Source organism: Geopseudomonas aromaticivorans (assembly GCF_019097855.1).
In the GTDB taxonomy this organism is placed as follows: Bacteria; Pseudomonadota; Gammaproteobacteria; order Pseudomonadales; family Pseudomonadaceae; genus Geopseudomonas; species Geopseudomonas aromaticivorans.
Genome location: NZ_JAHRGL010000049.1, coordinates 18,759 through 33,383, shown reverse-complemented (window position 1 = coordinate 33,383; position 14,625 = coordinate 18,759). Strand labels below are relative to the sequence as shown.

The 14,625-nt window shown below is 68.3% G+C and carries 12 protein-coding genes; 6 read left to right on the top strand and 6 right to left on the bottom strand.

Going from position 1 to position 14,625, the window contains the following annotated elements; all coding sequences use genetic code 11:
- Position 1: 1 nt before the first annotated feature.
- The 6 genes from KRX52_RS14725 to KRX52_RS14700 form a co-directional block, all read right to left on the bottom strand.
- Complete coding sequence (locus tag KRX52_RS14725; RefSeq protein ID WP_217682479.1) at positions 2-712, bottom strand: CoA transferase subunit A; 711 nt, start codon at positions 710-712, stop codon at positions 2-4.
- The gene (locus KRX52_RS14720; RefSeq protein ID WP_217682687.1) at positions 709-1,674 is read right to left on the bottom strand and encodes a hydroxymethylglutaryl-CoA lyase; all 966 of its coding nucleotides are present in this window, start codon (positions 1,672-1,674) and stop codon (positions 709-711) included. The genes KRX52_RS14725 and KRX52_RS14720 overlap by 4 nt, the downstream gene beginning before the upstream one ends.
- Positions 1,675-1,875: 201 nt before the next feature.
- The gene (locus tag KRX52_RS14715) at positions 1,876-3,828 is read right to left on the bottom strand and encodes an acetyl/propionyl/methylcrotonyl-CoA carboxylase subunit alpha (protein ID WP_217682478.1); all 1,953 of its coding nucleotides are present in this window, start codon (positions 3,826-3,828) and stop codon (positions 1,876-1,878) included.
- The gene (locus KRX52_RS14710) at positions 3,825-4,622 is read right to left on the bottom strand and encodes a gamma-carboxygeranoyl-CoA hydratase (protein ID WP_217682477.1); all 798 of its coding nucleotides are present in this window, start codon (positions 4,620-4,622) and stop codon (positions 3,825-3,827) included. Before KRX52_RS14710 ends, KRX52_RS14715 begins: the two co-directional genes overlap by 4 nt.
- 10 nt (positions 4,623-4,632) lie before the next feature.
- Positions 4,633-6,240 carry a carboxyl transferase domain-containing protein gene (locus KRX52_RS14705; RefSeq protein ID WP_217682476.1) on the bottom strand — a complete coding sequence of 536 codons (1,608 nt, stop codon included), beginning with the start codon at positions 6,238-6,240 and terminating at the stop codon, positions 4,633-4,635.
- 118 nt (positions 6,241-6,358) lie between these two features.
- A complete protein-coding gene (locus KRX52_RS14700) occupies positions 6,359-7,522 on the bottom strand; it encodes an isovaleryl-CoA dehydrogenase (protein ID WP_217682475.1) in 1,164 nt (387 codons plus the stop codon).
- Positions 7,523-7,807: 285 nt separating this feature from the next.
- Between KRX52_RS14700 and KRX52_RS14695 the strand changes: the two genes are divergently transcribed.
- The 6 genes from KRX52_RS14695 (at position 7,808) to KRX52_RS14670 (ending at position 14,538) form a co-directional block, all read left to right on the top strand.
- The gene (locus KRX52_RS14695; protein WP_217682473.1) at positions 7,808-9,487 is read left to right on the top strand and encodes an AMP-binding protein; all 1,680 of its coding nucleotides are present in this window, start codon (positions 7,808-7,810) and stop codon (positions 9,485-9,487) included.
- Positions 9,488-9,599: 112 nt separating this feature from the next.
- Positions 9,600-10,193 carry a peroxidase-related enzyme gene (locus KRX52_RS14690; RefSeq protein WP_217682472.1) on the top strand — a complete coding sequence of 198 codons (594 nt, stop codon included), beginning with the start codon at positions 9,600-9,602 and terminating at the stop codon, positions 10,191-10,193.
- 109 nt (positions 10,194-10,302) lie between these two features.
- Positions 10,303-11,577 carry an OprD family porin gene (locus KRX52_RS14685; protein WP_217682471.1) on the top strand — a complete coding sequence of 425 codons (1,275 nt, stop codon included), beginning with the start codon at positions 10,303-10,305 and terminating at the stop codon, positions 11,575-11,577.
- Between the two features lie 125 nt (positions 11,578-11,702).
- Complete coding sequence (locus KRX52_RS14680) at positions 11,703-12,479, top strand: ABC transporter ATP-binding protein (RefSeq protein ID WP_217682470.1); 777 nt, start codon at positions 11,703-11,705, stop codon at positions 12,477-12,479.
- Entirely contained in the window at positions 12,476-13,201 is a 726-nt protein-coding gene (locus KRX52_RS14675; RefSeq protein ID WP_217682469.1) for an ABC transporter ATP-binding protein, read from the top strand. The genes KRX52_RS14680 and KRX52_RS14675 overlap by 4 nt, the downstream gene beginning before the upstream one ends.
- A 110-nt stretch (positions 13,202-13,311) precedes the next feature.
- Positions 13,312-14,538 carry an ABC transporter substrate-binding protein gene (locus KRX52_RS14670; RefSeq protein ID WP_217682468.1) on the top strand — a complete coding sequence of 409 codons (1,227 nt, stop codon included), beginning with the start codon at positions 13,312-13,314 and terminating at the stop codon, positions 14,536-14,538.
- Positions 14,539-14,625 lie beyond the last annotated feature (87 nt).

The following is a 14,625-nucleotide window of genomic DNA, read 5'->3' as shown; positions in this document are numbered from 1 at the left end:
TTCAGCTCCCTGCCTTTGCGTTGGAAAGCGTGCGTTGTTCGATGCGTTTTTCCGGGGTCGGGTTGACCACGATGCGCTGCACGTAGATGCCCGGCAGGTGGATCTGGTCGGCGTCCAGCGCGCCGGTCTCGACCAGTTCCTCGACCTCGACCACGCAGACCTTGCCGGCCATCGCCGCCAGCGGGTTGAAGTTGCGCGCGGTCTTGCGGAACAGCAGGTTGCCGGCCCGGTCGGCCTTCCACGCCTTGACCAGCGCCACGTCGGCGGTCAGCGCGCGCTCCATGACGTACCACTCGCCGTCGAACTGGCGGGTCTCCTTGCCTTCGGCGACCAGGGTGCCGTAGCCGGTCTTGGTGTAGAACGCCGGGATGCCGGCGCCGCCGGCGCGCAGCTTCTCGGCCAGGGTGCCCTGCGGGGTGAATTCCAGCTCCAGCTCGCCGGCCAGGTACTGGCGTTCGAACTCCTTGTTCTCGCCGACGTAGGAGGAAATCATCTTGCGGATCTGCCGGGTGGCAAGCAGCTGGCCGAGGCCGAAGCCGTCAACGCCGGCGTTGTTGCTGATCGCGGTGAGATTCTTCTTGCCGGAATCGCGCAGGGCGGCGATCAGCGCTTCGGGAATGCCGCACAGGCCGAAGCCGCCGACGGCGAGGGTCATGCCGTCCGCCACCAGCCCGTCGAGGGCGGCGTGGGCGCTGGGGTAGAGCTTGTTCATCGGGATGCCTCGCTTGTTGTTCTAATTTGGGCGCTCGGTGTCGGTGCGCACGGCGCACCACGGCTCAGCAGCCGCGCCGCGCGCGCCACCCGCGAGCCGTTGTCGCGGTCGAGCACGCTGCAGATGCGCTCGCCGGCGGCGACCAGCGCGTCCAGCTCGATGCCGGTGTGGATGCCCAGGCCGTTCAGCAGGTACAGCACGTCCTCGCTGGCGACGTTGCCGCTGGCGCCCTTGGCGTAGGGGCAGCCGCCGAGGCCGGCCACCGAGCTGTCGAACACGTGGATGCCTTCCAGCAGGCTGGCGTAGATGTTCGCCAGCGCCTGGCCGTAGGTGTCGTGGAAGTGTCCGGCCAGCTTGTCGCGCGGGATGTCGCGGCCGACCGCTTCGAACAGCGCGCGGGTCTTGCCGGCGGTGCCGGTGCCGATGGTGTCGCCCAGCGAGATCTCGTAGCAGCCCATCTCGAACAGCTCGTTGGCCACCGCGGCGACCTGCTGCGCCGGGACCTCGCCCTGGTAGGGGCAGCCGAGCACGCAGGACACGTAGCCGCGCACGCGGATGCCCTGCTCGCGGGCGGCGTCCATCACCGGCACGAAGCGCTGCAGGCTGTCGCTGATCGAGCAGTTGATGTTCTTCTGCGAGAAGGCCTCGCTGGCGGCGGCGAACACCGCCACCTCCTTGACTCCAGCGGCCATCGCCGCCTCGAAGCCCTGCAGGTTGGGGGTCAGCGCTGCGTAGGTGACGCCGCGCTTGCGGGTGATTCTCTCGAACACCTCGGCGGAGCCGGCCATCTGCGGCACCCACTTGGGCGACACGAAGCTGCCGACCTCGACGTACTCCAGGCCGGCGGCGCTCAGGTCGTCGACCAGGCGTACCTTGTCGGCGACGCTGATCGGCTGTTGCTCGTTCTGCAGGCCGTCGCGCGGGCCGACTTCGACCAGGCGGACGTGCTGGGGCAGGGCAATGGCGGTTGTCTTCATCTGCGGTTTCCGTGTCGAAGTTCGGACTCTGTGATGCAGCGGTGCTTGTACTGGGCAATCGCTGCGCGGTCGGGCATGCCCTGTTGCAGGGTGCGCTGTGCGCACCACCTGCGCCGGCCAAGGGTGCGCATGGCGCACCCTACGGTTCCCGGCGTGGGCAACGGCACAGCGGACACCCTACCAGCCTCAGGCCTCCTCCAGCTCCACCAGCGCGGCGCCTTCGCTGACCATCTCGCCCTCGCTGCAGTACAGGCCCTTGACCACCCCGGCCTGCGGCGCGCGGATGCTGTGTTCCATCTTCATCGCCTCCAGCACCACCAGCGCGGCACCGGCCTCGACGTGCTGGCCGGCCTCGACCAGCACGCGGACGATGCTGCCGTTCATCGGCGCGGTCAGACCGCCGTGGGCCTGGTGCGCGGCGCCGGCTTCGGCGATCGGGTCGACCCGTTGCACCTCGCGCAGCTCGCCGGCCCACTGCAGGTACAGGCTGGCGCCGCGGCGGATCGCCAGGTGCTGGCGGCGCAGGCCGTCCTGCTCGATCACCAGCTGCTCGCCGACCAGCTGCGCCCTGGGCGCGCTGGCCGGGCGCAGGCGCACCACCTGCTGGTCATCGCCGCAGCGCAGCGCCAGGTCGGTTTCGCTGGGCAGGCCGGCGCGCCAGCCGGCGGCGGCATTCCATGGCGAGTGCGGATCGTCCGCGCGCACCCGCGTGGCCTCGCTCTGCACGAAGGCGCTGGCGGCGAGCTGCCAGAAGGCTTGCGGCAGCTCGCCGGCGAGCGGCAGCAGCTGCGCCTGGTGGCGGGGGATGAAGCCGGTGTCCAGTTCGGCATCGGCGAACGCCGGGTGGGCCAGCACGCGGCGCAGGAAGGCCAGGTTGGTCTTCACCCCGCCCACCGCGGTTTCGGCGAGCATGGCCAGCAGGCGCTGGCGCGCTTCCTCGCGGTTCTCGCCCCAGGCGATCAGCTTGCCGAGCATCGGGTCGTAGAACGGCGACACCGTGTCGCCTTCGGCGACGCCGCTGTCGACCCGGCGGCCCGGGCCGGCGGCCGGCTCGCGGTACAGCGCCAGGGTGCCGGTGGCCGGCAGGAAGTCGTTGTCCGGGTCCTCGGCGTACAGGCGCACCTCGATGGCGTGGCCGATCAGCGGTACCTGCTCCTGGGTGATCGGCAGGGCCTCGCCGCGGGCGACGCGGATCTGCCAGGCAACCAGGTCGAGGCCGGTGATCGCCTCGGTGACCGGGTGCTCCACCTGGAGCCTCGTATTCATCTCCATAAAGAAGAACTCGCCGCGCGCGTCGAGGAGGAACTCCACGGTGCCGGCGCCGACGTAGCCGATGGCCTTGGCTGCCTTCACCGCCGCCTCGCCCATGGCGCGGCGCAACTCGGGGGACAGGCCGGGGGCCGGGGCTTCCTCGACCACCTTCTGGTGGCGGCGCTGGATCGAGCAGTCGCGCTCGTTGAGGTACAGGCAGTTGCCGTGGCTGTCGGCGAACACCTGGATCTCCACGTGGCGCGGCTTGAGCACGTACTTTTCCACCAGCATGCGCGAGTCGCCGAACGAGGATTTCGCCTCGCGCTGCGCCGAGGCCAGCGCCTCGGCCAGCTCGCTTTCGCGCTCGACCACCTTCATGCCCTTGCCGCCGCCGCCGGCGGTGGCCTTGAGCAGCACCGGATAGCCGATCACCTCGGCGGCGGTGCGGAAGGTTTCAAAATCCTGGGCCTCGCCGTGGTAGCCGGGCACCAGCGGCACGCCGGCGGTCTCCATCAGCGCCTTGGCCGCCGACTTGCTGCCCATGGCGTCGATGGCGCTGGCCGGCGGGCCGAGGAAGATCAGCCCGGCGTCCTCGATGGCGCGGGCGAAGCCGGCGTTTTCGGAGAGGAAACCGTAGCCGGGGTGGATGGCCTGGGCGCCGCTGGCCTTGGCGGCGGCGATCAGCTTGTCGACCAGCAGGTAGCTGTCGGCCGGCTTGGCGCCGCCGAGGTCGACGCGGACGTCGGCCTCGCGGGCGTGGCGGGCATCGCGGTCGATGGCGCTGTGCACGGCCACGGTGGTCAGGCCCAGGGCCTTGGCGGTGCGCATCACCCGGCAGGCGATCTCGCCGCGGTTGGCCACCAGCAGGGTGTCGATGTGACGGGTCATGAGTGGCTCTCCTGCCAGGCGGGGGTGCGTTTGTCGAGGAAGGCGTTGAGCCCTTCCTGGCCTTCGGCGCTGACGCGCAGGGTGGCGATGGCCTGTTCGGTGCACTGGCGCAGCTCGTCGTCGAGCTGCGCCGGACCGACCGCGACCAGCAGCTGCTTGCAGGCCTTGAGCGCCTGCGGGCTGTTCAGGCGCAGGTTGGCCAGCCACTGCTCGAGCGCGGCGTCCAGCTCGCTGGCCGGGTAGCACTCGGCGAGCATGCCCAGCTCGCGGGCACGCTGGCCGTCGAAGCGCTCGGCGGTGAGGGCGTAGCGGCGGGTGGCACGCTCGCCGATGGCCTTGACCACGAACGGACTGATCACCGCCGGCGCCAGGCCGATGCGCACTTCCGACAGGCAGAACAGCGCATCAGAGGCGCCGATGGCCATGTCGCAGCAGGCGATCAGGCCCAGCGCGCCGCCGAAGGCCGCGCCCTGGACCACGGCCAGGGTCGGCTGCGGCAGGTGGTAGAGGCGGTGCATCAGCTCGCCCAGTTCGTGGGCATCCGTGAGGTTGGCGGCGTAGTCGAGCCTGGCCGACTGCTGCATCCAGGCCAGGTCGGCGCCGGCGGAGAAGTGCTTGCCGCGCCCGCGCAGGACCAGCAGGCGGATCGCCGGATCGGCCTGCACCGCGGCCAGCGCGGCGTTCAGCTCGCGGATCACCGCGGCGTTGAAGGCATTGTTCTTTTCCGGACGGTTCAGCCAGAGCGTGGCGACGCCATGGGCGTCGCGTTCGAGTTGGATTTCCTGGTAGCTCATGGTGGGCCCCTTACATCCGGAACACGCCGAACGGCGTCGGCTCGATGGGCGCGTTGAGACTGGCGGACAGCGCCAGCTCCAGCACCTCGCGGGTCTGTGCCGGGTCGATCACGCCGTCGTCCCACAGCCGCGCGCTGGAGTAGTAGGGGTGGCCCTGGTGCTCGTACTGCTCGAGGATCGGCTGGCGGATCGCTTCCTCCTCGGCGGCGGAGAACTGCTGGCCGCTGCGCTCGACCTGCTCGCGCTTGACCTGGGTGAGCACGCCGGCGGCCTGGGCCGCGCCCATCACGCCGATCCGCGCGTTCGGCCACATCCACAGGAAGCGCGGATCGTAGGCGCGGCCGCACATGCCGTAGTTGCCGGCGCCGAAGCTGCCGCCGATGATCACGGTGAACTTCGGCACCTTGGCGCAGGCCACCGCGGTGACCAGCTTGGCGCCGTGCTTGGCGATGCCGCCTGCCTCGTACTTCTGGCCAACCATGAAGCCGGTGATGTTCTGCAGGAACAGCAGCGGGATGCCGCGCTGGCAGGCCAGCTCGATGAAGTGCGCGCCCTTCTGCGCGGCCTCGGCGAACAGGATGCCGTTGTTGGCGAGGATGGCGACCGGATAGCCGTGCAGGCGGGCGAAGCCGCACACCAGGGTGGTGCCGAACAGCGCCTTGAACTCGTCGAACTCGCTGCCGTCGACCAGGCGGGCGATCACCTCGCGCACGTCGAACGGCTGCTTGGCGTCGGCGGGGATGATGCCGTACAGCTCCTCGCCGGCGTACAGCGGCGCGCACGGGGCGACGCTTTCCACCCGGCCCTGCTTGCGCCAGTTGAGATTGGCCACGCAGCGGCGGGCGATGGCCAGGGCGTGGGCGTCGTTCTCGGCGTAGTGGTCGGCCACCCCGGAGGTCTTGCAGTGCACGTCGGCGCCGCCCAGTTCCTCGGCGGTGACCACCTCGCCGGTGGCGGCCTTCACCAGTGGCGGGCCGGCGAGGAAGATGGTCGCCTGGTTGCGCACCATAATGGTCTCGTCGGCCATCGCCGGCACGTAGGCGCCGCCGGCGGTGCACGAGCCCATCACCACGGCGATCTGCGGGATGCCCTGGGCGCTCATGTTGGCCTGGTTGAAGAAGATGCGGCCGAAGTGCTCACGGTCGGGGAACACCTCGTCCTGGCGCGGCAGGTTGGCGCCGCCGGAGTCGACCAGGTAGATGCACGGCAGGCGGTTCTCGCGGGCGATGGTCTGCGCGCGGATGTGCTTCTTGACGGTCAGCGGGTAGTAGCTGCCGCCCTTCACGGTGGCGTCGTTGGCGACGATCATGCACTCGACGCCCTCGACCCGGCCGATGCCGGCGACCACGCCGGCGGCCGGCACGTCCTCGCCGTACACGTCGAAGGCGGCCAGTGCCGAGAGTTCGAGAAAGGCCGAGCCCGGGTCGAGCAGGGCGTTGATGCGCTCGCGCACCAGCAGCTTGCCGCGCGCGGTGTGGCGCTGCTGGGCGGCGACGCCGCCGCCCTCGCTGATGCGCCCGAGCAGGGCGCGCAGGTTGTTCACCTGTTCGAGCATGGCCGCGCTGTTGGCGGCGAACTCCGGTGTACGGGTATTGATCTGGGTATGCAGGATGGCCATGTTCGCTTCCTGTAGGGGGTGCGGGGCCGCCCAGGCCTTGCGCACCGTCGCAAATGGTTGTGGTGCGCCGGGCGCACCCTACGGTCCGCGTGCCCCCGGCGGGGCCACGCGCACGCCATCACTTGCTTTCGTTGAACAGCTCGCGGCCGATCAGCATGCGGCGGATTTCGCTGGTGCCGGCGCCGATCTCGTAGAGCTTGGCGTCGCGCAGCAGGCGTCCGGTGGGGAACTCGTTGATGTAGCCGTTGCCGCCGAGGATCTGGATCGCCTGCAGGGCCATCTGGGTGGCGTTCTCGGCGGTGTAGAGGATCACCCCGGCGGCGTCCTTGCGGGTGGTCTCGCCGCGGTCGCAGGCCTGCGCCACGGTGTACAGGTAGGCGCGGCTGGCGTTGAGCTGGGTGTACATGTCGGCGACCTTGCCCTGGATGAACTGGAACTCGCCGATGCTCTGGCCGAACTGCTTGCGGTCGTGGATGTAGGGCACTACCACGTCCAGGCAGGCCTGCATGATGCCGACCGGGCCGCCGGCCAGCACCACGCGCTCGTAGTCGAGGCCGCTCATCAGCACCTTCACCCCGCCGTTGATCTGGCCGAGCACGTTCTCCTCCGGCACCTCGACGTCGTCGAAGAACAGCTCGCAGGTGTTGGAGCCGCGCATGCCCAGCTTGTCGAACTTGTTGCCGCGGCTGAAGCCCTTCCAGTCGCGCTCGACGATGAACGCGGTGATGCCGTGCGGCCCCTTGTCGAGGTCGGTCTTGGCGTAGATCACGTAGGTGTTGGCGTCCGGGCCGTTGGTGATCCAGGTCTTGCTGCCGTTGAGGACGAAGCGGTCGCCCTTCCTGTCCGCGCGCAGCTTCATGGAGACCACGTCGGAGCCGGCGTTCGGCTCGCTCATCGCCAGCGCGCCGACGTGCTCGCCGCTGATCAGCTTGGGCAGGTACTTGGCCTTCTGCGCCGGGTTGCCGTTGCGGTTGATCTGGTTGACGCACAGGTTGGAGTGGGCGCCGTAGGACAGCGCGACCGACGCCGAGGCGCGGCTGATTTCCTCCATGGCCACCACGTGAGCCAGGTAGCCGAGGCCGGCGCCGCCGTACTCCTCGGCCACGGTCACGCCCAGCAGGCCCATCTCGCCGAACTTCTTCCACATGTCGGCAGGGAACAGGTTGTCGTGGTCGATGGCGGCGGCGCGCGGCGCCAGCTCGCTGGCCACGAAGGCACGCACCTGGTCGCGCAGCATGTCGATGGTTTCGCCGAGGGCGAAGTTGAGGCTGGAGTACGTCATGGAACCACCTTTGTCTGTCTTGTAGTTGTGCGGTTTGCGGAGCCGTTCGGTGGCCGTTGCCGGGTGCTTCGGCCTGTCGATCCTGACGCGCCGCAGAGATTGTGAACCCTGCTTTCAGCGTAGTGCCGAAGTGTGTCCGGCGGCACTTTCTGGTGGCTTGTCAGGCTGTCACCTTTACGTTAACGTAAACAAACCCCGCGGCGACTGTCAACTGCGAAGTCGGCGCCGGCACAGCAAGACTCAGAAGTGGCAAACCTCATAACAAACATAAGACTGAGGGATTCTATGAATCTTCCGAGCTACACCTGCGGAGCGCAGGAGCAACCGCTGTTGGCCATGACCATCGGTGCCGCCTTCGATCGCACGGTCGCGCGTTTTGCCGAGCGCGAGGCGCTGGTGGTGCGCGAGCAGGGCCTGCGTTTCACCTGGGCCGAGCTGGCCGCTGCGGTCGACCGCTGTGCGCGAGCCTTCATCGCCCTCGGCCTGCAGCCGGGCGAGCGCTTGGGCATCTGGGCGCCGAACCGTGCCGAGTGGACCATCGCCCAGTTCGCCAGCGCCAAGGCCGGCGTGGTGCTGGTCAACATCAATCCCGCCTACCGGCTGAGCGAACTCGAATATGCGCTCAAGCAGTCCGGCTGCCGCTGGCTGATCTGCGCCGATACCTTCAAGAGTTCCGACTACCACGGCATGCTCGGCGAGCTGCTGCCGGAGCTGGCCGCCAGTGCCATTGGCGCGCTGCAGAGCCACATGCTGCCGGAGCTGCGCGGGGTGATCAGCCTCGGCGCGCAGCCGGCCGACGGCATGCTCGGCTGGCAGCAGCTGCAGGCGCTGGCCGAGCAGGTCGGCGCGGAGCAGCTGCGCGAATGCGGCGAGCGGCTGCAGTTCGACGAGCCGATCAACATCCAGTACACCTCCGGCACCACCGGCTTCCCCAAGGGCGCCACCCTCAGCCACTACAACATCCTCAACAACGGCTACCTGGTCGGCGAGAGCCTCGGCCTCAGCGAGCACGACCGCCTGGTCATCCCGGTGCCGCTGTACCACTGCTTCGGCATGGTGATGGGCAACCTCGGCTGCCTGACCCACGGCACCACCATGATCTACCCGAGCGCCGCCTTCGAGCCGCTGGCGGCGCTGCAGGCGGTCGCCGAGGAGCGCGCCAGCGCGCTGTACGGCGTGCCGACCATGTTCATCGCCATGCTCGACCACCCCGAGCGCGGCGGCTTCGACCTGTCCAGCCTGCGCACCGGGATCATGGCCGGCGCCACCTGCCCGATCGAGGTGATGAAGCGGGTGATCGCCGAGATGCACATGAAGGAGGTGCAGATCGCCTACGGCATGACCGAGACCAGCCCGGTGTCGACCCAGACCGGTCCGAGTGACGACCTCGAGCGCCGCGTCACCAGCGTCGGCCGCACCCAGCCGCACCTGGAGAGCAAGATCGTCGACGAGCATGGGCGCATCGTGCCGCGCGGCACCATCGGCGAGCTGTGCACCCGCGGCTACAGTGTGATGCTCGGCTACTGGAACAACCCCGAGGCCACCCGCGAGGCCCTCGACGGTGCGCGCTGGATGCACACCGGCGACCTGGCGACCATGGACGCCGAGGGCTACATCAGGATCGTCGGCCGCAACAAGGACATGATCATCCGCGGCGGCGAGAACGTGTATCCGCGCGAGGTCGAGGAGTTCCTCTTCACCCACCCGGCGGTGGCCGACGTGCAGGTGATCGGCGTGCCGGACAGCAAGTACGGTGAGGAGATCGTCGCCTGGGTCAAGCTGCATCCCGGTCAGGCGGTCGAGCCCGAGGCGCTGCGCAGCTACTGCAAGGGCCGCATCGCCCACTTCAAGACGCCGCGGCACATCAAGTTCGTCGACGACTTCCCGATGACCATCAGCGGCAAGGTGCAGAAGTTCCGCATGCGCGAAATCAGCGTGCTGGAGCTGGGGATCAGCCAGCACTGAGCGGGCGGCGTCATCAGTAAAGACTGCGCTGCGTGTGCTCCCTCTCTCGCTGGCGGGAGAGGGAGCAAGCCGGCGCCAGCGATCGACAACCATAACAATGAAGGATCATTGCATGACCGCACCGATCAGCCGCTTCCCCGTACCCGAGTCGCTCGACGATCTGCCCCTCGACCTGCGCGAGCGCATTCTCGCCGTGCAGGACCGCGCTGGCTTCATCCCCAACGTGTTCCTCATGCTGGCGCACCGCCCCGAGGAGTTCCGCGCCTTCTTCGCCTGGCACGACGCGCTGATGGAGCGCGAGTCCGACAGCCTGACCCTGGCCGAGAAGGAGATGATCGTGGTCGCCACCAGCGCGCGCCATGGCTGCCTGTACTGCGTGGTGGCGCATGGCGCGGTGCTGCGCATCTACAGCAAGCAGCCGCAGCTGGCCGACCAGCTGGCGATCAACCACCGCACCGCGGCCATCGGCGCGCGCCAACGGGTGATGCTCGATTTCGCCCTGCACCTCAGCTTCGACCACGGCGTGCTCGACGACGCCTGGCAGGCCCGCCTGCAAGGCGTCGGCTTCAGCCTGAACGACATCTGGGACATCGGCGCCGTGGCCGCCTTCTTCAGTCTGTCCAACCGCCTGGTGTCGCTGGCCGGCACGCCGCCGAACGACGAGTTCTACCTGATGGGCCGCGTGCCCAGGGCCCCGCGCGCCTGATCGCGGGGTGTCCCGCCGCAACGTCTGCGGCAAGCCCGGTCGTGCCTGATGGCGGCCGGGCACCGAAAGTGCTGAATCAACAGTCCAACAATAACAAGAGAGACTCGATATGCACGTCAAACCCTCTACCCCGTTGTTCCTGCTCACTGGCCTGGCCGCCGCCCTGGGCGCCGCGACTCCGGCTGCGGCGGCCTTCGTCGAGGACAGCCACCTGAGCCTCGATGCGCGCAACTTCTACATGAACCGCGACTATCGCGATGCGGACAAGGCCGACACGCCCAGGCACAAGGGCGCGGCCAAGCACAAGGCGGAGGACTGGGGGCAGGGCTTCATGCTGCGCTTCGAGTCCGGCTTCACCGAGGGCACGCTCGGCTTCGGCGTCGACGCCCTCGGCCTGCTCGGCATCAAGCTGGACTCCGGCGGCGGCACCAGCGGCACCGGCGCGCTGTTGCGCAACCCGAGGACCGGCGAGGCGGCCGACGAGTTCAGCTTCGTCGGCCCGACCGCCAAGGCGCGGCTCGCCCAGTCCGTGCTCACCGTCGGCACCCACACGCCAGTGCTGCCGGTGGCCTATCGCAACGACACGCGCATGCTGCCGCAGACCTTCGAAGGCGCCCAGCTGGTGTCCAAAGACATCGAGCAGCTGACCCTGACCGGCGGCCAGTTCCGCAGCACCCGCCTGCGCGACTCCACCGATTACCAGGACATGACCATGTTCGCCGATGGCGCCAAAGGCGGCGTCACCAGCGACCGCTTCAACTACGCCGGCGCCAGCTACGCGCCGCTGGCCAACCTGACCGCCAGCTACTTCTATGCCGAGCTGGAAGACAATTACCACCAGCACTACGCCAACCTGCTGTACAGCCTGCCGCTGGGCGACAGCCTCAAGCTGAAGACCGATATCCGCTACTTCGACAGCGGCGACGAAGGCAACACCACGGTCGACAACCGCAACCTCGGCGGCATGTTCACCCTGGTCTATCAGGGCCACTCGCTGGGCTTCGACTACCAGGAACAGCGCGGCGACACCGGCATGCCGTTCATCGGCGGCGGCACCGATCCCTTCACCCTCAACACGCTGACCTATCATCACTTCCTGCGCGCCGAGGAAGACTCCTGGCAGGTCCGCTACGACTACGACTTCGCCGCTCTCGGCGTGCCCGGCCTGACCCTGATGGGCCGCTACGTGCGCGGCGACGACTTCCAGATCCGCGGCGCCGACGCCCACGAGTGGGAGCGCGATGTGGATCTCAGCTACGTGGTGCAGAGCGGCCCGCTGAAGAACGTCGGCCTGCGCTGGCGCAACGTCGCCTATCGCGGCAGCCACACCACCGACATCGACGAGAACCGCCTGATCGTCAACTACACCTTCAAATTCTGGTAAGCACGCCCGGCAACGCGTGCAGAAACGGCTTGTCGGCACTGACACGCGTTGTTATCGTTTACGTAAAGGTCATTCAGCGACCTGCGCCATAACCAACAAAAACAATCAAGGTTAGAGGGCACCCCATGGCACCAGAGTTCGTGCTGGAAACACGCGGCCTGACCAAGGAATTCCGCGGCTTCACCGCGGTGGACTCGGTCGATCTGCGCGTGCAGAAGGGCCACATCCATGCGCTGATCGGCCCCAACGGGGCCGGCAAGACCACCGTGTTCAACCTGCTCACCAAGTTCCTCACCCCGACCCGTGGCGAGATCCTCTACTTCGGCAAGCCGATCACCGCGCTGAAGTCCAACGAGATCGCCCGTCTCGGCCTCGTGCGCTCGTTCCAGATCTCCGCCGTGTTCGGCCATATGAGCGTGCGCGACAACGTGCGCGTGGCGCTGCAGCGCCAGCAGGGCAACTCCTTCCACTTCTGGAAGTCGGCGCGCTGCCTTGACGCGCTGAATGCGCGTGCCGAGCAGCTGCTGGCTGAGGTCGACCTGCTCGGCTTCGCCGACACCCTGACCATCGAGCTGCCCTACGGCCGCAAGCGCGCCCTGGAGCTGGCCACCACCCTGGCGCTGGAGCCCAAGGTGCTGCTGCTCGACGAGCCGACCCAGGGCATGGGCCACGAGGACGTCGACATGGTGGTCGGCCTGGTGCGCCGCGCCGCGCTCGGCCGCACCGTGGTGATGGTCGAGCACAACCTCAGCGTGGTCAGCCGCCTGTGCGACCGCATCACCGTGCTGGCCCGCGGCGCGATCCTCGCCGAGGGCGACTACGCCGCAATGTCGGCCCACCCGCAGGTGCGCGAGGCCTATCTGGGCAGCGAAGCGGCTGCCATCGAGGAGGCCCACGCATGAGCGGCCTGCACACCACCCCGGACTTCGAACAGCTGCGCATCAGCGACCTGCACGCCTTCTACGGCGAGTCGCACGTCCTCCACGGCATCGACCTGCTGGTGCGCCGCGGCGAGCTGGTGACCCTGCTCGGGCGCAACGGCGCCGGACGCACCACCACCCTGCGCGCGATCATGAACCTGGTCGGCCGGCGCACCGGCTCGATCATGGTCAACGGCAACGAGACCATCGGCGTCGCCGCGCACCTGATCCCGCGCCTGGGCGTCGGTTACTGCCCGGAGGAGCGCGGCATCTTCGCCAGCCTCAACGTCGAGGAGAACCTGCTGCTGCCGCCCACGGTGCGCAGCGGCGGCATGGACCTCGACGAGATCTACGCGATGTTCCCCAACCTCTACGAGCGCCGTTTCAGCCAGGGCACCCGGCTGTCCGGCGGCGAGCAGCAGATGCTGGCCATGGCGCGCATCCTGCGCACCGGCGCCAATCTGCTGCTACTCGACGAGATCACCGAGGGCCTCGCCCCGGTGATCGTGCAGAAGCTCGGCGAGGTGCTGCTCAAGCTCAAGGACAAGGGCCTGACCATCGTCCTGGTCGAGCAGAACTTCCGCTTCGCCGCGCCCTTGGCCGACCGCCACTACCTGATGGAGCACGGCCAGATCGTCGAGGAAATCACCGCCGCCGAGCTGCCGGCGAAGAAGGAGCTGCTCAACACCTGTCTGGGCGTCTGAATCCCCGTAATACCCCGCGGCATGTCTGCGGCGGCGTGGCTCCGGCCGCGTCGCCACGGGCCGCTGTCGGCCTGCACAACAACAATAACCATGGAAAAGTGGGTGAACACATGAAGGTATTCCAGAAGACCGCAAGCGCTCTGCTCGTCTCCAGCCTGATCGCCGGCGCCGCCCAGGCCCAGGTCAGCGACGACGAAATCCGCATCGGCTACCTCGCCGACATGTCCGGCACCTACCGCGACCTCGCCGGTCCGGGCGGTCTGGAAGCGCTGAAGATGGCGGTGGAGGATTTCGGCGGCAACGTGGACGGCAAGAAGATCGTCATCTTCAACGCCGACGACCTCAACAAGCCGGACGTCGGCGCCAATACCGTGCGCCAGTGGGTCGACGAGCGCAACGTCGACATGGTGACCGGCCTGGTTGCCTCCTCGGTGGTGCTGGCGGCGGTCAAGGTGGTCGAGCAGGCCGACAAGCTGGCGCTGATCTCCGGCGCCGCCTCCTCGGGCATCACCAACGAATCCTGCTCGCCGAACCACATCCACTGGACCTACGACACCTACGCGCTGGCCAACGGCACCGCCAAGGCGGTGCTCGAATCCGGCGGCAAGAGCTGGTACATGCTGACCGCCGACTACGCCTTCGGCCACGCCATGGAGGCCGACATCACCAAGGTGGTCAAGGGTGGCGGTGGCAGCGTGGTCGGTACCGTGCGCCATCCGTTCCCCAGCCAGGACTTCTCCTCCTACATCCTCCAGGCCCAGGGCTCCGGCGCCGAGGTGGTGGCCCTGGCCAACGCCGGTGCCGATACGGTCAACGCGCTGAAGACCGCCAGCCAGTTCGGCGTCACCCAGTCCGGGCAGAAGCTGGCCGGCATGCTGGTGTTCCTCAACGACATCCACGCCATGGGCTTGGAAGTGACCCAGGGCCTGATGCTGACCACCGGCTGGTACTGGGACATGAACGACGAGACTCGCGCCTGGGCCAAGCGCTACTTTGATCGCGTCGGCAGCATGCCGACCATGTCCCAGGCTGGCGTCTACTCGGCGACCATGCACTACCTGAACGCGGTCAAGGCCACCGGCAGCGACGACACCACCACCGTGCGCGCCAAGATGGCCGCCACCCCGGTCAACGACATGTTCGCCAAGGGCGGCCAGATCCGCGCCGACGGCCGCATGGTCCACGACATGTACCTGGCCCAGGTGAAGACCCCGGCCGAGTCCAAGGGCGAGTGGGACCTGTACAAGATCGTCAGCACCATCCCCGGCGAGCAGGCCTTCCGCCCGTTGAGCGAGAGCCAGTGCAAGCTGGTGAACGGCAAGGTGGCGCAGAACTGATCGGCTGCGGGCGCGGCCCGGCAAGGCCGCTACGCGGCGACTTGCCGGGCTGCACCGAACCATCCGCCCGGCCGCTCACGGCCGGGT